Origin of the sequence: Sphingomonas hankookensis (assembly GCF_022664465.1) — a bacterium.
Classification (GTDB): Bacteria; Pseudomonadota; Alphaproteobacteria; order Sphingomonadales; family Sphingomonadaceae; genus Sphingomonas; species Sphingomonas hankookensis.
In genome coordinates this window covers 242,470-259,538 of the sequence record NZ_JAKREV010000005.1, presented here as the reverse complement: position 1 = coordinate 259,538, position 17,069 = coordinate 242,470, and the positions used below count along the sequence as shown (strand labels likewise).

The following is a 17,069-nucleotide window of genomic DNA, read 5'->3' as shown; positions in this document are numbered from 1 at the left end:
GCCAACGGAGACCTGCACGATGCAGTTATACGGTTCGACCATCTCGCCGTTCGTCCGCAAGGTCGCGGTCTTTGCCGAGGAAAAGGGCGTCGCGTTCGACCTGATCCCGACCGCGCCCGGCGACGCATCGCCCGCATTCCGCGCGATCAGCCCGTTCGGCCATATCCCGGCGATGGTCGATGGCGACTTCGCGCTGGCCGATTCGAGCGCGATCGTGACGTATCTGGAGGCGAAGCATCCCGAACCGGCGCTGCTTCCCGCCGACTGCCAGGCGCGCGGCCGCACGATCTGGTTCGACGAGGTGGCGGATACGGTGGTGTTTGCGGCAGGGCGGACGATGTTGTTCAACCGGGTGGTCGGGCCGTTGTTTCGCGGCGTAACGGGCGATGCGGCGGCGGCGGATAGGGTGGAGCGCGAGCAGTGGCCGGCGATCCTCGGGTATCTGGACGGGCAGATCGGCGATCGGGTGTATCTGGTCGGCGACGTGCTGACGCTGGCCGATATCGCGGTCACCAGTGCGTTCGCCAGCGCGCTGCACGCCTGTGCGCCGATCGATACGGCGGTCTATCCGAACCTGGCGCGTTATCTCGATACGATGCTGGCGCGACCGGCCTTTGCGACGCGCGTCGCGGGTGAGCGGGCGTTCATCGCGAAGGCGCGGGCAAGGGTAGTGGCATGAGGTTTACGTTCGTGAAGTGCCATGGGTCGGGCAACGACTTTCCGCTGATCGATGCGCGGGCAATCGTGCTGGGCGATGCGGAGTGGGCACAGGTGGCGCGGGCGCTTTCCGATCGGAAGGGCGATGTCGGCGGCGACGGCATTTTGCTGTTGACGGCGTCGGATGACCGTCATGTTTTCGGGATGCGGATGTTTAATCCCGACGGGTCGGAGGCGGAGACGTGTCTGAACGGGCTGCGCTGTACCGCGCGGCTGGGGTTCGAGGTGACGGGGACCGAGGCCGGGCAGGTCCGGTTGAAGCAGAGCGCGGCGCAGGCGCGGGTCGTCGCGCCGATCGCACCGGGCGTGGCGACGATCGAGACGAAGGTCGGGCCGGTGTCGCTCACTCCGCACGATGTCGGGCTGACCGTGGGCGAGGGGCCGTTCGTCGAGGCGGCGATCCCCGGCCTGCCGAGCGACCGTGCCTTCACCGCGGTGGCGATGCCCAACCCGCATCTGGTCGCGTTCGTCGATGCGGTCGACGACGGCGAGCTGGTTCGCCTGGGCGACTGGTGCGAGGGGGCGCCGGCACTGATCCCGACGCGGGCCAATGTGAGCTTCGTCGAGCTGCGCGAGGAGGGGCATGCGCCCGCGCTGTTCGTACGGACCTATGAACGCGGCGTCGGGCTGACCAACAGCTGCGGCAGCGCGATGGCGGCGTCGACGCTGGCGGCGGCGCGGACCGGGCGGATCGGCTGGGGGGTCGAGACCCGCGTCTTCAACCGCGGCGGCATGGTGCGGGCGAAGGCCGAGGTCGGCGACGTGGTGACGATCGCCGGCAATGCGACGTTCGAATGGGACGGCGAGGTCGAGGTCGATCCGGTCAGCGGCGCGCTGGGGCCGCTGCGGATTTTGGGGCGGCGCGAGGACGAGGTTGCGGCGTGGGAGGCGATGCTGGCGGGATTGTGAAGGGGGGCGGTGCCGCCTGTTTAATAGCGCGCCGTTCAGGACCTCGCTGTTCAGGACCAACCCGTTCAAGCACACCCCGTTCAAGGCCTCCCCGTTTGCTTCGAGCGCAGGTTCGAGCCTGTCGAGCACCGAAGTCGAGAAGGGGTGCCTCAAGCGACTAAGTTCTCGACGGACGCTTCTCGACAAGCTCGAAGCTGCTCGAACCAAACGGTGTGGGTGAGACAAACGGTGTGGGTGGAACCGAACCGTGGGGTAGTTCGGTCGGTTTGTCGGCAAAGGCCTCCCTAGGCCGTCCGCTCCGCCATCGCGGCCTCGACCTGCGCCAGCCCTTCCGCACTCGCGATCGCGAGGTCGAGGGGGCGGCCGCCAAGGGCTTCGTCATGGGCGTTGAGGAACGCCACCGCTGCATCGCGCTCGCCGAAGCGGCGGAACGCGCTGGTCGCGACCTGGCCCTGGCGACTGGCCTGTTCGGGGGTCAGGCGGACCGTCGTGTATTTGCGGCGAAACTTCATCGCACCGGGGCGCGGTGCGGGTTCGGCCGGCGTCGCGTCGGCGGGTGCAGCATCGACCGGAGCGGCCGGTGCGGCATCGACCGGTGCGTCCAGCATCTCCGGCAGCATCTCCGGCGCGGTTTGTTCGGCGAGCGCGCTCATGCGGTCACCATCCGGCCCGAGGCGCCGAGCAGGTCACGCAGCGAGGCGATCTGGCGTTCGTAGCCGCGCGCCATGCCGCCATGGGCACAGGCGGCTTCGCGCGTCGTGGCGGAGGCGGCGCGCATCAGCGCGACTTGATGGCGATGCAGCAAATAGTTGAGGTCCATGTTCGACGCTCCAACAGCGTAAGCGGAAGCGCGTGCGTCTCCCGGTCGCTGGCGCCTACGGACCATCTGCCAACGATGGATACGATATGGGGATGCGGTAAGCGTTTCGCCATGGCTGCGAGAAAACGAACCATATGGGAACATCGCGCTTGACATCGTCACGCTGATATGGCACAAAACAGGAACATCGGGAATTGTGGGGATCGGGGCCGGGCGGAAACGCTGTCGGCCCCGCATTGCGTCTGGGGGGCGGGATATGGACAGGGAAGAGGTGCTGACGAGCGGCGGCAACCGTCCGGTGCAGAAACAGCGCATCGCGCAGGGATGGACGCCGAGCCGGCGTGAACGGTTTCTCGATCACGTCGCAGCGACCTGCAACGTGCGGGCCGCGACCGAGGCGGTCGGGTTGTCGCAGGCCAGCGTCTATGCGCTGCGGCGGCGTGATCCGGCCTTTGCCGAGCAATGGCGCATGGCGCTGCTGACCGGGTACGACCGGCTGGAAGCGATATTGGTATCCAAGGCGATCGCTGCGCTGGAGGGAGTGCAGGTCGGCGATCCCGATACGGTCGTGACGGGGACGATCAGTGTCGAACAGGCGATCAAGCTGCTCGACCGGCATCGCGCCGTGGTGAAACCGGGTAGCGGTCGTCGCGAGGCGCAGTTGCGGGCCACCCAAGCCGAAACCGACGCGATGCTGATCGCCCGGATCAAGGCGATGCGCGGCAAGCAGGAGCGGCGGGTATGAGCGGCGTCAACCCGTTGGTCGCGGCGATGGCCGAACTGGATGATACGCAACTCGAACGGTTTCTGTTGAAGGTCACGCCGCACCGCCGGCGCGAGTTGCTGACGCGCTTCACGCTGTGGGCGCATGACGGGCAAACGATCGCCGACAATGACTGGACGGTGTGGCTGATCCAGGCGGGGCGCGGGTTCGGCAAGACGCGCGCCGGATCGGAGTGGGTGTGCGCGCGGGCGGCGGCGCAGCGCGATCTGCGCATCGCGCTGGTCGGGGCGACGCGGCGCGATGTGGAGAGCGTGATGGTGCGTGGCCCCGCCGGCCTGCTGGCGGTCGGGCGGCATTACGGGCCGGTCGTGTACCGGCCGTCGCGCGGCGTGATCGAGTTCGGATCGGGGGCGGAGGCGCATGTCTATGCCGCCGAAAGCCCGGAAGGGTTGCGCGGGCCGGAGCATCATATCGCGTGGTGCGACGAACTGGCGAAATGGCGCAACGCCGATGCGGCGTGGGACAACCTGATGATGGGGATGCGGATGGGGGAGCGGCCGCAGACACTGGTGACGACGACGCCGCGGGTCGTGCCCCTGCTGCGCCGTATCCGCGGGATGCCGGGGGTGCGGATCAGCGGCGGGCGGTCGCGCGACAATGTCCATCTGTCCGAAAGCTATTTCGCGCAGATCGAGGGGGCGTATGCGGGCACGCGGCTGGGGCGGCAGGAGCTGGACGGCGAACTGATCGAGGACGTGGCGGGCGCGCTGTGGTCGCGCGAACTGATCGAGCGGTGCCGGGCGGCGGCGGTGCCGGCGCTGGTGCGGGTGGTGATCGGGGTCGATCCGCCTGCCGGCGTGGACGGCGATGCATGCGGCATCGTCGCGGTCGGGCGCGGGAGCGACGGGCTGGCCTATGTGATCGAGGATGCGACCGTCGCCGGGCTGTCGCCCGAGGGCTGGGCGGGGGCGGTCGCGGCGTGCGCGGCGCGACACGGCGCCGACCGGGTGGTGGCCGAATCGAACCAGGGCGGGGCGATGGTGGCGAGCGTGCTGCGCGCCGCCGATGCCGGACTGCCGGTGACGCTGGTCCATGCGTCGCGCGGCAAGGCGGCGCGGGCCGAGCCGGTGGTGCTGCTGTACGAGGGCGGGCGGGCGTTCCATGCCGGCAGCTTCCCGGCGCTGGAAGACGAGCTGTGCGGGCTGGTCGCCGGCGGCGGGTATGCGGGGCCGGGGCGGTCGCCGGACCGGGCCGATGCGCTGGTGTGGGCGATGCATGAGCTGATGCTGAGCGCGCGGGGCGTGGCGATGATTCGGGTGTTGTGAGGGGGGGCTTTGCAACGGGAGGTCCCGGCCTTCGCTGGGATGACGTTTGGGGGTTGGGGTCGGGATTGGTTCGTCCCGGGCGTATCCCCGCGGAGGCGGGGCTCCAGGGTTGCGGGCGGTGGTGGTTGGGGCTCTGGACCCCCGCCTGCGCGGGGGTTTACGGCTGGGCCGTTCGCCTGCTTTCCTCCTCCCTCCTCTCCCCGCCCGCCCCCGTTTGCTTCGAGCGGAGGTTCGAGCCTGTCGAGAACCGTAGTCGAGAAGGGGTTGCTCCAAACTACCCGTTCTCGACGGACGCTTCTCGACAAGCTCGAAGCTGCTCGAACCGAACGGAGTGGGTGGGTGGGTGTGAGGTGAGGTAGGCGAAATCACAGGCTTCGCGGCGACGCGGGGCCTTTTTTCATTCGGGAGAACAGCCATGAAATGGTTCGGACGCAAGGCTGTGCGCGAGGGCGCGCGGCCGGTGTTGGCGCATGGGGGCGCTACGTTGTGGCGCGAGGGGAGCGGGCCGGCGGCGGGGGGATGGGCGCAGGGGTATGAGGCGCAGGTGCGCGCCGCGTATCTGACCAATCCGATCGCGCAGCGTGCCGTCAGGATCGTGGCGGAGGGAATGGCGGCGATGCCGGTCAGCGGCGATCCCCGCGCGGTGGCGCTGGTGATGGCGCGGTCGGCGGGGCAGGAACTGCTCGAAAGCGTGGCGGCGCAGCTGCTGCTGCACGGCAATGCCTATATCCAGTTGATCGACGACGGCGCGGGCGGGATCGGCGAGCTGTATGCGCTGCGGCCCGAGCGGGTGACGGTCGAGGCGGATGCGACCGGGTGGCCGGCGGCGTATCGGTATCGGGTCGGGGAACGCGTGATGCGGATCGCCGCCGACGATGCTGCGGGGCGACCGGGGCTGGTGCACATCCGCGGCTTCCATCCGGTCGACGATCATTATGGGCTGGGGTGCCTCGGCGCGGCGGCCGGGGCGGTGGCGATCCATAACGAGGCGGCGCGGTGGAACAAGGCGCTGCTCGACAATGCCGCGCGCCCGTCCGGCGCGCTGGTCCATGATCCGGGCGATGGCGGGGTGCTGTCGGGCGAGCAGTTCGACCGGCTGCGCGCGCAGATGGACGATGCCTTTGCCGGCGCGGCCAATGCCGGGCGGCCGATGCTGCTCGACGGCGGCCTCAAATGGCAGGCGATGAGTTTGACGCCGGCCGACATGGATTTCGTCGGGTTGAAGGCGCAGGCGGCGCGCGAGATCGCGCTGGCGTTCGGGGTGCCGCCGATGCTGCTGGGGCTGCCGGGCGACAATACCTTCGCCAATTACCGCGAGGCGAACCGGGCGCTGTGGCGGCAGACGATCGTGCCGCTGGGCAACCGGGTGCTGGGCGCGCTGGGGCAGGGGATCGATGGCTGGTCGGGGACGGGGGCGCTGTCGGTCGATCTCGACCGGGTGCCGGCGCTGTCCGATGAGCGCGACCAGTTATGGGCGCGGGTCGGGGCGGCGGATTTCCTGAGCGCGGAGGAGAAGCGGGGGTTGGTGGGGATGTGACGGCGCTTGTTTGATCCGCTCACGCGGATGGGCGGTGCCGGCCCGCAATCAACGCGGCATGCTGCACGCCAGCGTCGTGCGGTCGAACTGGCCGCCGGCGTCGAGGCAGCGTTTCCCCTTCAGGAACGGCAGCGCGAAGGTGAAGGCGAGGAGGGCGGCGCCGAAGGCGGCGGCGATGATGCGGAGGCGGGGTCTCACCGGGTGGGGCTAGCGTCAGGACAAGCGGGAGGCAAGCGATGGGCGATACGGGGCTGCTGGCGCAATTGATGGGGCAGGCGGCCGACGACGGCGCCGACCTGCAGACACTGCGGGCGATCGCGGAAGAGGCGGGCGAACTGGGCGCGGCACGGGCGATGGCGCGGATCGGGCTGTCGGATGCGGCGGCGGCGGGCGACGTGCAGGAGCTGCGCGAGCTGTTGAAGGCGTGGCGCGATGCGAAGCGGTCGGCGGTGCGGGCGGCGTTCGCGTGGGTGATGCGGATGGTGTTCGCGCTGCTGCTGGTCGGAATCGCGGTCAAGACCGGGTGGCCCGAATGGGCGCGGTGAGGTTCGCAGGGTACGCGGCGATCTTCGGGCGGGCGGACCGGGGCGGCGATGTCGTGCTGCCCGGCGCGCTGGTGGCGGACGGTGCGGTGCCGCTGCTGTGGCAGCACCGGGGCGATCCGATCGGGACGGTCGAGTGGCTGGGCGAGGATGCGCGCGGGCTGGGCGTGATCGGGCGGATCGAGGCGGAAGCGGTGGCGCGGCTGGTGCGGGTCGGGGCGCTGGGCGGGCTGTCGTTCGGCTACCGCGCGACCCGCGTTCGGCAGGGCGCGTGGCGGACGATTGCTGCGGCCGAGCTGATCGAGGTCAGCGTGGTCGCGCGGCCGATGCAGCCGCTGGCCAGAATCCATGCGGTCGAGGACGGGTGATCCGTCGCACGACCGCACAACTTTTCCAAACCGGGGTGTCGCGAGCGTGCGGCGCCCCTTTTTTATGGGGATGACGGGTATGACGATCGAGACGCTGGCGGGCAGCTTTTCGGGTGTGGCGGCAGGCGGGGGTCGGCCGATGCTGAGCGCGGCGGGGCCGGCGCAGGGCTTCGGCGCGTTCGTGCGCAGCGGGACGACGGTGGAGACCAAGGCGGTCGCGGGGACCAGCGATGCGGGCGGCGGCTATGCCGTGCCGCGCGAGATCGACGCGATGATCGGCGCGACGCTGAAGAGCGCCAGCCCGATCCGCGCGATCGCCCAGGTGGTGAGCGTGGGATCGGCGGGGTATCGCAAGCTGGTGACGAGCGGTGCGACGCCGTCGGGCTGGGCGAGCGAGGCGGGCGCGCGGCCGGAGACGGCGACGCCGAGCTTCAACGAGATCGCACCGCCGATGGGCGAGCTGTACGCCAATCCCGCGGCGAGCCAGGCGATGCTCGACGATGCCGCGTTCGATGTCGAGGCGTGGCTGGCGGATGAAATCGCCAGCGAGTTCGCGCGGGCCGAGGGGCAGGCGTTCGTGAACGGCAACGGCACGGGGCGGCCGCGCGGGTTCCTGAACTATCCCAGCAACGCGACCGGCGATGCGGCGCGGGCGTTCGGTACGCTGCAATATGTGCCGAGCGGGGCGGCGGCGGATTTCGGTAGCGATCCCGAGAACCGGCTGATCGACCTGGTGCACGCGCTACGCGGCGCGTACCGGCAGGGCGCGTGCTGGGTGATGAATGCGCAGACCGCCGCGCGCATCCGCAAGTTCAAGACGGCGGACGGCGCGTTCCTGTGGATGCCGGGGCTGTCCGGCGGGCAGCCCGACACGCTGCTGGGCTATCCGGTGGTCGAGGCGGAGGACATGCCCGATATCGCCGCGGGCAACGCGCCGATCGCGTTCGGCAACTTCAAGGCGGGGTATCTGATCGCCGAGCGCGCGGAGACGCAGATTTTGCGCGATCCGTATTCGAACAAGCCGTTCGTCCATTTCTACGCCACCAAGCGCGTCGGCGGAGCGGTGATGAATTCGGAGGCGATCAAGCTGCTGAAGATCGCGGCGGCGTGATCGGTCGGGGCGGGCGTCGCCCGCCCCGAGACGGTTCCGGCCCATCCGCGAGAGCGGAGCAAACAGGAGAATCTTATGAGCGCAGCGCCCTTTCCGGCGGCGGCGATCGCGGGGGTGTGTGCGGCGGCGCGCGATCACCTGCGGATCACGGGACATGCCGAGGATGCGGTGATCGAGCGGCTGGCGGCAAGCGCGCTGGCGCTGGCCGAGGCCTATACCGGCACCGCGCTGATCGCGCGGCCGCATCAGGCGATGATGGCGGCGTCGAACGAATGGCGCGCGTTGCCGGTGGTGCCGGTCACCTCGATCACCGCCGCCCTGCCGGTCGATGCGATCGATATCGATGGCGACGGCACCGGATGGGTGCGGATGACGTCCGCCGCGCCGGTGCATTTCGTCGCCGGGCTGGCGACGGGGTGGGAGGCGATGCCGGCGCCGGTCGCGCAAGGGATCGTGCTGCTGGTCGCGCACCTGTTCGACGCGCGCACGGCGAGCGCCGCACCGCCGGCAGCGGTGGGGGCGCTGTGGCGGCCGTGGCGGCGGATGCGGTTGGCGGGAGCGCAGCGATGATCGGCGCGCTGGAACGGGGCGAGGCGGTTGCCGGGGGACGGGCGGCAGTGGTGCGCGCGCGGGTCGCGGCGGCGGCGGACGCCGTGCCGGGAGTGGCGGTCGAGATGGTCGATGACAGCGTGGTGCTGTCGGGACGGGGGCTGACGCGCCGGACGATCACCGATCCGCGGCTGCACGACATTGCGGGGTGGGGGCGATGATCGCGGGGACGCTGTTGCAGGCGATGCTGGTCGCGCGGCTGCGGGACGTGCTGACGAACGCGAGCGTGTTCGATGCGCCGCCGGTGCGCTCGGCGCGGCCCTATGTGGTGGTCGATACACCGGTGCTGACCGACTGGGGCACCAAGGATGCGGCCGGGCGCGAAGGGCGGGTGGTCGTGCAGCTGTTCGATGGCGGCGAGGTGCCGGAACGGCTGCGCGCGCTGGCGGCGGTGGCGGAGGGGGCGGTGCTGTCGGCGCCGGCCGGGTTGGCCGGATGGCAGGTGGTCAGCGTCGTGTTCGTGCGCGGCCGGGTGCTGCGCGAGGGGGACGGGTGGGTTGGCTCGGTCGAGTTTCGGGTGCGGATGTTGGCGGGGTGAGGGGCTCACCCTCACCATCACCCTCACCCTTCCGCGGCTGCGCCGCTCCCTCCCTCTCCCAGAGGGAGAGGGATTTGGCGATGGGGGCGTGGGACGCGCTGCATCCGATCGGTCACCCCGGCGGAGGCCGGGGTCCAGTTGGTGGCGGTTTCGATCCTTTAGCGGTGGCGCCCAACTGGGCCCCGGCCTTCGGCGGGGTACGGGAGGGTTTGGCAGGTGGTGCGTGATGCGGGGGGAGACCCCAGCCTTCGCTGGGGTGACGGTTTTTGGCGGATGGTAACGACGGAGAAGCGAGATGGCGGCGGAGAAGGGTAGTGCGTTCCTGTTGAAGATCGGGAACGGAGCGGTGCCGGTGGCCTATGCGACGGTCGCGGGGCTCCGGACCACGCAGCTGAGCGTCAATGGCGAGGCGGTGGCGATCACCAGCAAGGATTCGGGCGGGTGGCGCGAATTGCTGTCGGGGGCGGGCGTGCGGTCGGTGAGCGTCAGCGGGGCGGGCGTGTTCACCGGGTCGGCGGCGGAGGTGCGGTTGCGCGGCAATGCGCTGTCGGGCGTGATCGACGACTATCGGCTGAGCTTCGAGAGCGGCGAGACGATGACCGGGCGGTTCCTCGTCACGCGGCTGGACTATGCCGGCGATTATAATGGCGAGCGCAATTATACGCTGGCGCTGGAATCGTCCGGTCCGGTGGTGTCGGCATGAGTCCGGCCGCCAACCCCGTGCGGGGCGAGGCGAGCATTCGTGTGAACGGCGAGGCGCTGGTGCTGCGGCCGAGTTTTGCCGCGCTGGTCGCGGCGGAGGGCGAAGTCGGATCGCTGTTCGCGCTGGTCGATCGGGCGGCGGCGGGCGGGCTGCTGCTGTCCGAACTGGTCGCGCTGCTGTGGCATTGCCTGCGCGATGCGGCGCCGATGTCGCGCGACGATTTCGCCGAGGCGGTGACGGCGGGCGGGATCGCCGCGGCCACCCCGGCGCTCAAAATCCTGATCGCGCAGATATTGGCGGGGCGGTGAGCTTTGCCGAGGCCGCCGCCCGGATGGGTGGACAAGCGGGGGTGGCGTTCGGCTGGGCGCCGGACGTGTTCTGGGCGGCGACGCCCACCGAACTGGCGGCGCTGGTGCAGGCGGTGCGCGGCGATGCGCCCGACCCGTGCGACCGCGCCACGATCGCGACATTGAAGGAGCGTTTTCCCGATGGATGAGGAAATCGAACGGCTGATCGTGCGCGTGCGCGCCGACACCGCCGGGTTCGCACAGGATGTGGCGACGATGCAGGCGAGCCTCGACGGGCCGTTCGCCGGTGGGGTCGATCGCGCCGGGCGCGCGGTGGAAACGACGCTGGCGCGGGCGATTCGCAGCGGCAAGCTGGGGTTCGACGATCTGCGCGACACCGCGCTGAAGGTGCTGGGCGAGATCGCGGCGGCGGCGGTGATCGGCGCGGTGCGACCGGGCGGAGGCGCGGGTGGGCTGCTGGGGTTGTTGGGGCAGGTGATCGGCGGTGCGCCGGGGCGGGCCACTGGGGGGCCGGTCAGTCCGGCGCGGCCGTACTGGGTCGGGGAGCGGGGGCCGGAGCTGTTCGTGCCGACGAGCAGCGGACAGGTGGTGGCGGCGCAGGCGGGAGGCGCGCGCGAGGTGCGGGTGGCGATCACGGTCAACGCATCCGGCGGCGATGGTCCGCGCGCGCTGCAACAGTCGAGCCGGCAGGTCGCGCGCGCGGTGCGCGCCGCGCTGATGGAGGCGTAGACCATGGGACATTGGCTGGCCGAGCGCCGCATGGTGCAGGAGGAGGGCGTGCTGTCGCGCTTCGATCCGGTCTATTGGACAGTCGATTTTCCACGCCCGATGATGGCGTCGGTGGTGACGACCGCGGCGGATGCGCTGCGGGTGGATTGCGTCTTCTATCGGCGCGACGATCTGGCGGGGCTGATCTGGGCGTCGGAAGACCGGCACGACCATGCCTTGCTGCGGTATGAGACTTCGCGCGACTATCGCGATTGCAGCTTGCGGTTCCGGTGGCGATCGCAGGGCATCCGGCCGCTGGATGCGACGCATGGCCCGGTGCTGACGATCGAGGGGCGCGACGCGGACGGGGTGGCGCGGGCGTGGTATGTGCGGCTGTGGAATTACGCCACCGGCAGTCCCGAGGATGCCGCAATCGCGATCGACTTCGCGACCTTGGTGGGCGGATACCGGCTGCCCGACGAGGCGGTGCCGGTGTGGGCGGGCGATGTCGACCGGATGTTCGTGTCGCTGGTGCCGCCGGGCTATGATGCGGGCGACGGGTTTCTGGATGCGCCGGTCGAGGGCTGGGCCGAGATGGCGGGCATCGTGTGCGACGGGCCGGGATCGGTGCTGGCAATCGGCGACGTGGTCGTGCCCGAACATGGGCTGCGGATCGCGAGCGGCTATGACGACAGCTATCACCTGACGCCGGCGCGGTTGCTGCACAATGCGTTGCGGCTGGGGTATCGCGGCGCCCTGGTCCATTATGTCGGGATGAGCCATTATTTCCGGCTCGAACGGTCGGGCGACGGGCTGTACGTGTCGCTGGCCGGGGGCGTGCTGAACGCGGCGTGCGTGGCGTGGCATCGCGATTTTGCGGTGCGCGCCGGGGCGCTGGGGTTCGATCCGATCTGGTCGCTCAGTTACGAATTGTTCGATGCGCATTGCTGGGGCGACTGGAAGCAGCGGGCGGCGGATGGGTCGCCGGCGCTGACCGGATGGGTGCCGCCGTCGACGCTGCTGTCGCCGGCGCATTCGGGGGCGATGGCGTATCTGCAGGAGGTGGCGCGGGCGTTCGTCGGCATCGCGCGCGCGGCGGGCGGGCGCGGGCGGTTTCAGGTCGGTGAGCCGTGGTGGTGGGTGACGGTCGATCATCGCATCTGCCTGTACGACGATGCGGCGAAGGTTGCGCTGGGCGGCGAGCTGCCGGTGGTCGACGATGTGCGTGGGGCGCTGGATGCGCCTAAACGGGCGTTGCTCGATCGGGCGGGGGCGTTGCTGGCCGGATCGACCGCGGCGTTGGTGGCGGCGGCGCGGGCGGCGGGGGCGGAGGAGGCGTTGCTGCTCGCCTATCTGCCGACGATCCTGAATGCGGAGAGTCCCGAGGTGAAGCGCGCGAACCTGCCCCTCGGGTGGGCGCGGCCGGCGTTCGATGTGTTGCAGCTGGAGGATTACGACTGGGCGGCGACCGGCAATGCCGGGGCGACCGCGCGGGGCGTGGCGGCGGCGGGGGCGCGGCTGGGCTATCCGGTGACGGAACAGCATTATTTTTCGGGCTTCGTGCTCAGGCCCGAGGATCGCGGGCAGTGGCGGGCGATCGCGGCGGCGGCGGAGGTCGCGCGCGGGCGCGGCGTGGCGGAGACGTTCGTCTGGGCGCTGCCGCAGGTGCTGCGCGACGGGTTCACCTATTGGGAGGAGGAGCGCGACATGGATGCGTTCGACGATGTGCGCTTTCCGCTGGCGCTGGGCGCGGAAGCCGAAGTGTGTCCCGAGACGTCGACCGCGATCGCGGTGGCGGCGGGGGGTGCGGAGATGCGCAACATCGACTGGGCCGAGCCGCGCACCCGGTACGATGTCGGGCCGGGCGTGCGGTCGGAGGGGGACGTGGCGTTGCTGCTCGATTTCTTTCGCGCGCGGCTGGGGCCGGCGCGGGCGTTCCGGTTGCAGGACCCGTTCGACCACGCGACCGGTATGCCGCCGGGGTTCGGCGACGTCGTGATCGGGACCGGCGACGGGGTGACGACGCGGTTCGCGCTGGTGAAGCGCTACGGACAGATGGTGCGGCGGATCACCCGGCCGGTCGCCGGTAGCGTGCGGGTGGGCGTCGGCGGGGTGGAGACGCAAGGGTTTGCGGTCGGGGCGGGCGGCTTCGTGCTGCTCGATGTCGCGCCGGGCAAGGGTGTGGCGGTGACGGCGGGGTTCGCGTTCGACGTGCCGGTGCGCTTTGCCGAGGACCGGTTGCAGGTCGCGCGCGCGACGCATGGGGCGGGGATCGCCGCCAGCGTGCCGCTGATCGAGGTGCGTGAGGCATGAGCGCGGTGACGACGCTGACCTGGTGCTGGAGGATCGAGCGGCGCGACGGGGTGACGATCGGGTTGACCGCGCACGACCGCGATGTGGTGGTGGACGGCCTGCCGTACCGGGCGGCGCCGGGAATGGTGCCCTCGGCGATCGAGCGCGACGATACGCTCGACGCGCCGGTGATGGCGGTCGAGGGCGCGCTGTCGCATGCGGCGGTGTCGGCGGAGGATTTGCTGGCCGGGCGCTATGACGGGGCGCGGGTGGAGGTGTTCGCGGTCGACTGGGACACGGGCGGTGCGCCGGTGTCGATCGCGAGCGGGCGGATCGGCGCGGTCGAGCTCAGGCGCGGGCGGTTCGCCGCCGAGCTGCTGGGGGCGGAAGCGCGGCTGGAGGCGCCGGTGGTCGAGGCGACCTCGCCCGGATGCCGCGCGATGCTGGGCGACCGGCGGTGCCGCGTGCCGATGGCGGGGCGGCGGCGGGTGGTGCGGGTTAGCGGGCAGGAGGGCACCAGGGTGACGCTGGCGGCGGGCGCGGGGTTCGCGCGCGGGCGGCTGCGGTGGATCGGGGGCGCGAACAGCGGGTTGGCGGCGATGATTGTCGCGGCGGATGCGGACGGCGTGACGCTGGAGCAGGCGCCGCGCTTCGGTGGCGTGGGCGCGCTCGTCGAGATCAGCGAGGGGTGCGACGGGACGCTGCCGACGTGCCGCGACCGGTTCGGCAATGTCGCGAACTTTCGCGGCGAACCGCATCTGCCGGGGATCGACCTGCTGACGCGCTATCCCGGCGGATGAACGCGGTCGCACGGGCGCGAACGGCGCTGGGGTGCCGGTTCCGGCGGCAGGGGCGCTGTCCCGAGGCGGGGTTCGATTGCGTCGGGCTGGTGGCGTGGGCGCATGGGGTCGCGGTGCCGGGGGCGTATCCCGCGCGGGGCGGTGATCCGGGGCGGATCGCTCTGGTCCTGAGGCACAACGGATTTTGTGAAACGGCGGACGCGGCGGCGGGCGATGTGCTGCTGCTGGCGAGCGGGCCGGGGCAGTTGCACCTCGCGCTGTCGACCGGGGACGGCATGATCCATGCCGATGCGATCCGCCGGTGCGTGGTCGAGCGGCCGGGGGCGCCGCCGTGGCCGGTGCTGGGGATGTGGCGACGATCGGGAGAGGCATGATGGCGACGATGGTGTTGACCACGCTGGGCAAGGCGGTGGCGGGGCCGGTCGGGGCGGCGCTGGGCGGGCTGGCCGGACGCGCGATCGACGGCGCGGTGTTCGGGACGCGCGCGCGACAGGGGCCGCGGCTGACCGAATTGCAGGTGCAGCTGTCGAGCTATGGCACGCAGATACCGAAGCTGTTCGGCCGCATGCGGGTGGCGGGGACGGTGATCTGGGCCACCGACCTGCGCGAATCGGCGACGACGACCGGGGGCAAGGGGACGGGCAGGACGACGCGCTACAGCTATTCGGCGTCGTTCGCGGTCGCTCTGTCGGGGCGACCGATCCGTGGCATCGGGCGCATCTGGGCCGAAGGCAAGTTGTTGCGCGGGGCGGCGGGCGACTGGAAGACGCGGACCGGGTTCCGCTGGTATCCGGGCGACGAGGCGCAGATGCCCGATCCGCTGATCGCAAGCATCGTCGGTACCGGCAACGCCCCGGCCTATCGCGGGATCGCCTATGCGGTGTTCGAGGATCTGGCGCTCGCCGATTTCGGGAACCGTATTCCGTCGCTGAGTTTCGAGGTGGAGGCCGATGCGGGGTCGGTCGCGGCGGGAACGATCGTCGAGGTGCTGGGTGCAGGCGCCATCGTCGCGGAGGCGGGCGGGCCAATGCTCGGCGGCTATGCGGCCAGCGGGGCGGCGGGCCGCGATGCGATCGAGGCGTTGGTCGAGCCGCTGGGCGGCTGGTACGCGACGCAGGGCGACCGGGTCGCGCTGCGCAGCGGCATGGGGCCGGCGCGCCGGTTGTCGGATGCGATGCTGCCGGGCGATGCGCCCGATTGGCAACGGCCGCCGGCGACGCCCGCCGACGTCGCGATCGCCTATCACGACATTGCACGCGATTATCAGGCGGGGGTGCAGCAGGTGCTGCGCGGCGGGCCGGCGCGGCGGATGCTGCAAATCGAACTGCCCGCGGCGATGACCGCGGAAGTGGCGGCGGGGATTGCGGGCGACGTCGCTGCGCGCGCGGCGCTGGCGGGTGAGGTGCGGACGGTGGCGCTCGACTGGCGCGCAATCGACGTGGCGCCGGGCGACCGGGTGACGCTGGCGGATGCCGATGGTCTGTGGCGCGTGCGACGGACACGGATCGAGGCGATGCGGATCACGCTGGAGCTGGTGCGGATCGCCCCCGCAACGCTGCCTGCGCCGGCAGCGATCGGTACGCCGCAGCTGGCGGCCGATGTCACGACCGGCGCGACGCGCCTGCTGCTGGTCGAGCTGCCGTCCGACAGTGGCGAGGGTGGGCCGTGGATCGGCGCGATCGCTGTGGGCACGGCGTCCGGCTGGCGGCGGGCGACGTTGCTGGTCGGTGACGATGCGAGCGGATGGAGCGAGGTCGGCGAAACGGCGGCGCCGGGGGTGCTGGGGCAGGTGACGCTGCCGCCCGGCCCCGGCAGCGCGATGATCGAGGATCGCACGAGCGTGATCGAGGTCGAACTGCTGCACGACGCGATGACGCTGGAGAGCATCGACGATGTCGCGCTCGACCGCGGCGGCAATGCGGCGCTGGTCGGCGCAGAGATAGTGCAGTTCGGCAGCGCGCAGCGAATCGGGCCGGCGCGCTGGCGGCTGTCGCGGCTGTGGCGCGGACGGCGGGGCAGCGCGATGACCGGGCACCAGGTGGGCGAAGACTTCGCACTGCTCGACCCGGCGACGATCCGCCGAGTCGAGTCGCCGGGACCGATCGGACAGACGCTGGCGGTGATGGCGGCGGGAATCGTCGAGGGTGATAGGGCGACGACGACGATCGTACCGCGCGGCTGGGCGACGGTGCCGCCCGCACCGGTGCATGTGTCGATCAGCCATGATGGCGATCGCGCGGAACTGCGCTGGGTCCGTCGCAGCCGGCTGTCGGCGCCGTGGCGCGATGCGATCGACACGCCGCTGGGCGAGGAGCGCGAGGCATATCGGCTGACGCTGACCACTGCGCAGCGGGCCGTGCGGACGATCGAGGTGGCCGAGCCGCACTGGCCGATCGCGCCGACGGACGGGGCGTTGACCATCGAGGTGCGCCAGATCGGCACGTACGGCGCATCGGCACCGGCGCTGTTCCATTATCGACCGGAGATGACGCGATGACCGACGAGACCAGCCGCCTGTCGCTGCCGCTGCTGCACATTGCGCAGGCGCAAAAGGAAATGACGCATAACGAGGCGCTTACGCTGATCGACCTGCTGTTGCATGGTTGCGTCGAGGGCGTTGCACAGGACACGCCGCCCGCCGCGGCGCAGCCCGGCCAATGCTGGATCGTCGGCGCTGCGCCGGGCGGCATATGGGCCGGGAAGGCGGGACAGGTCGCCGGCATGACCGACGGTGGATGGCGGTTCGTCATGCCGCGCGAAGGGATGTCGCTGTGGTGGGTCGGTGGCGAAACGATGCTGGTGTTCCGCGGCGGAGCGTGGCGTCCCGGCGAGGTGCGTGCGACGAAAATCCTGATCGACGGCATCGGGGTCGTCGGACCGCAGCGCGGGGCAATCGCCGCGCCCACCGGCGGCGGCGTGCGCGACGAAGAGGCGCGGGCGGCGCTGGACGCGATCCTGGCGGCGTTACGCGGCCACGGGCTGATCGCGGCCTGAATCCGTGTCTTTCCTGCAACACCACAGAATTTGTGCGCTTGCGTGGAAACTAACGCTTCGATAC

Annotated in this window: 23 protein-coding genes; 20 read left to right on the top strand and 3 right to left on the bottom strand. The window is 71.0% G+C overall.

What is annotated here, in order from left to right:
- Positions 1 to 19: 19 nt before the first annotated feature.
- Both MF610_RS14595 and dapF read left to right on the top strand, forming a co-directional pair.
- A complete protein-coding gene (locus MF610_RS14595) occupies positions 20 to 679 on the top strand; it encodes a glutathione S-transferase family protein (protein ID WP_242198855.1) in 660 nt (219 codons plus the stop codon).
- Entirely contained in the window at positions 676 to 1,626 is a 951-nt protein-coding gene (gene dapF / locus MF610_RS14590) for a diaminopimelate epimerase (RefSeq protein ID WP_242198824.1), read from the top strand. The genes MF610_RS14595 and dapF overlap by 4 nt, the downstream gene beginning before the upstream one ends.
- 284 nt (positions 1,627 to 1,910) lie before the next feature.
- Here dapF and MF610_RS14585 read toward each other — a convergent pair whose 3' ends face one another.
- Both MF610_RS14585 and MF610_RS14580 read right to left on the bottom strand, forming a co-directional pair.
- Positions 1,911 to 2,279, bottom strand: coding sequence for an antitoxin Xre/MbcA/ParS toxin-binding domain-containing protein (locus MF610_RS14585; RefSeq protein ID WP_242198821.1), 369 nt, complete (start codon positions 2,277 to 2,279; stop codon positions 1,911 to 1,913).
- Positions 2,276 to 2,446 carry a hypothetical protein gene (locus MF610_RS14580; RefSeq protein WP_242198817.1) on the bottom strand — a complete coding sequence of 57 codons (171 nt, stop codon included), beginning with the start codon at positions 2,444 to 2,446 and terminating at the stop codon, positions 2,276 to 2,278. Before MF610_RS14580 ends, MF610_RS14585 begins: the two co-directional genes overlap by 4 nt.
- Before the next feature lie 256 nt (positions 2,447 to 2,702).
- Here MF610_RS14580 and MF610_RS14575 point away from each other — a divergent pair, with 256 nt between their 5' ends.
- The 3 genes from MF610_RS14575 (at position 2,703) to MF610_RS14565 (ending at position 6,032) form a co-directional block, all read left to right on the top strand.
- A complete protein-coding gene (locus tag MF610_RS14575) occupies positions 2,703 to 3,191 on the top strand; it encodes a hypothetical protein (RefSeq protein ID WP_242198814.1) in 489 nt (162 codons plus the stop codon).
- On the top strand, positions 3,188 to 4,495 hold the full coding sequence (locus tag MF610_RS14570; protein ID WP_242198811.1) for a DNA-packaging protein: 1,308 nt from the start codon (positions 3,188 to 3,190) through the stop codon (positions 4,493 to 4,495). Before MF610_RS14575 ends, MF610_RS14570 begins: the two co-directional genes overlap by 4 nt.
- Positions 4,496 to 4,910: 415 nt before the next feature.
- Positions 4,911 to 6,032 carry a phage portal protein gene (locus MF610_RS14565; RefSeq protein ID WP_242198778.1) on the top strand — a complete coding sequence of 374 codons (1,122 nt, stop codon included), beginning with the start codon at positions 4,911 to 4,913 and terminating at the stop codon, positions 6,030 to 6,032.
- 48 nt (positions 6,033 to 6,080) lie between these two features.
- On the opposite strand, the gene MF610_RS14560 is transcribed toward MF610_RS14565, so the two are convergent.
- Positions 6,081 to 6,230, bottom strand: a complete 150-nt coding sequence (locus MF610_RS14560) for a hypothetical protein (RefSeq protein ID WP_242198775.1) — start codon at positions 6,228 to 6,230, stop codon at positions 6,081 to 6,083.
- A 38-nt stretch (positions 6,231 to 6,268) separates the two neighbouring features.
- On the opposite strand from MF610_RS14560, the gene MF610_RS14555 reads away from it, so the two are divergent.
- The 15 genes from MF610_RS14555 (at position 6,269) to MF610_RS14485 (ending at position 17,005) form a co-directional block, all read left to right on the top strand.
- Positions 6,269 to 6,577, top strand: a complete 309-nt coding sequence (locus tag MF610_RS14555; RefSeq protein WP_242198773.1) for a DUF6127 family protein — start codon at positions 6,269 to 6,271, stop codon at positions 6,575 to 6,577.
- Positions 6,565 to 6,942: an HK97 family phage prohead protease gene (locus MF610_RS14550; protein ID WP_242198754.1), complete on the top strand. Its 378-nt coding sequence runs from the start codon at positions 6,565 to 6,567 to the stop codon at positions 6,940 to 6,942. The genes MF610_RS14555 and MF610_RS14550 overlap by 13 nt, the downstream gene beginning before the upstream one ends.
- A 79-nt stretch (positions 6,943 to 7,021) precedes the next feature.
- Positions 7,022 to 8,053, top strand: coding sequence for a phage major capsid protein (locus tag MF610_RS14545; protein WP_380870562.1), 1,032 nt, complete (start codon positions 7,022 to 7,024; stop codon positions 8,051 to 8,053).
- A 75-nt stretch (positions 8,054 to 8,128) separates the two neighbouring features.
- Positions 8,129 to 8,623, top strand: coding sequence for a head-tail connector protein (locus MF610_RS14540; protein WP_242198733.1), 495 nt, complete (start codon positions 8,129 to 8,131; stop codon positions 8,621 to 8,623).
- Positions 8,620 to 8,823 (top strand): hypothetical protein, encoded by a 204-nt coding sequence (locus MF610_RS14535; RefSeq protein WP_242198730.1) that lies wholly within the window; start codon positions 8,620 to 8,622, stop codon positions 8,821 to 8,823. The genes MF610_RS14540 and MF610_RS14535 overlap by 4 nt, the downstream gene beginning before the upstream one ends.
- Positions 8,820 to 9,200, top strand: a complete 381-nt coding sequence (locus MF610_RS14530) for a DUF3168 domain-containing protein (RefSeq protein WP_242198726.1) — start codon at positions 8,820 to 8,822, stop codon at positions 9,198 to 9,200. The genes MF610_RS14535 and MF610_RS14530 overlap by 4 nt, the downstream gene beginning before the upstream one ends.
- Before the next feature lie 295 nt (positions 9,201 to 9,495).
- A complete protein-coding gene (locus MF610_RS14525) occupies positions 9,496 to 9,903 on the top strand; it encodes a phage major tail protein, TP901-1 family (RefSeq protein ID WP_055788005.1) in 408 nt (135 codons plus the stop codon).
- Positions 9,900 to 10,211 (top strand): GTA-gp10 family protein, encoded by a 312-nt coding sequence (locus tag MF610_RS14520; protein ID WP_242198708.1) that lies wholly within the window; start codon positions 9,900 to 9,902, stop codon positions 10,209 to 10,211. The genes MF610_RS14525 and MF610_RS14520 overlap by 4 nt, the downstream gene beginning before the upstream one ends.
- Entirely contained in the window at positions 10,208 to 10,399 is a 192-nt protein-coding gene (locus MF610_RS14515; RefSeq protein WP_242198705.1) for a phage tail assembly chaperone, read from the top strand. Before MF610_RS14520 ends, MF610_RS14515 begins: the two co-directional genes overlap by 4 nt.
- Entirely contained in the window at positions 10,392 to 10,940 is a 549-nt protein-coding gene (locus MF610_RS14510) for a tail tape measure protein (RefSeq protein ID WP_242198702.1), read from the top strand. The genes MF610_RS14515 and MF610_RS14510 overlap by 8 nt, the downstream gene beginning before the upstream one ends.
- Before the next feature lie 3 nt (positions 10,941 to 10,943).
- Positions 10,944 to 13,232, top strand: coding sequence for a DUF2460 domain-containing protein (locus MF610_RS14505; protein WP_242198699.1), 2,289 nt, complete (start codon positions 10,944 to 10,946; stop codon positions 13,230 to 13,232).
- The gene (locus tag MF610_RS14500; RefSeq protein WP_242198696.1) at positions 13,229 to 14,011 is read left to right on the top strand and encodes a DUF2163 domain-containing protein; all 783 of its coding nucleotides are present in this window, start codon (positions 13,229 to 13,231) and stop codon (positions 14,009 to 14,011) included. The genes MF610_RS14505 and MF610_RS14500 overlap by 4 nt, the downstream gene beginning before the upstream one ends.
- A complete protein-coding gene (locus MF610_RS14495; RefSeq protein ID WP_242198692.1) occupies positions 14,008 to 14,385 on the top strand; it encodes a C40 family peptidase in 378 nt (125 codons plus the stop codon). Before MF610_RS14500 ends, MF610_RS14495 begins: the two co-directional genes overlap by 4 nt.
- On the top strand, positions 14,382 to 16,508 hold the full coding sequence (locus MF610_RS14490; RefSeq protein ID WP_242198689.1) for a phage tail protein: 2,127 nt from the start codon (positions 14,382 to 14,384) through the stop codon (positions 16,506 to 16,508). The genes MF610_RS14495 and MF610_RS14490 overlap by 4 nt, the downstream gene beginning before the upstream one ends.
- Complete coding sequence (locus tag MF610_RS14485) at positions 16,505 to 17,005, top strand: DUF2793 domain-containing protein (RefSeq protein WP_242198686.1); 501 nt, start codon at positions 16,505 to 16,507, stop codon at positions 17,003 to 17,005. The genes MF610_RS14490 and MF610_RS14485 overlap by 4 nt, the downstream gene beginning before the upstream one ends.
- Positions 17,006 to 17,069: the final 64 nt, after the last annotated feature.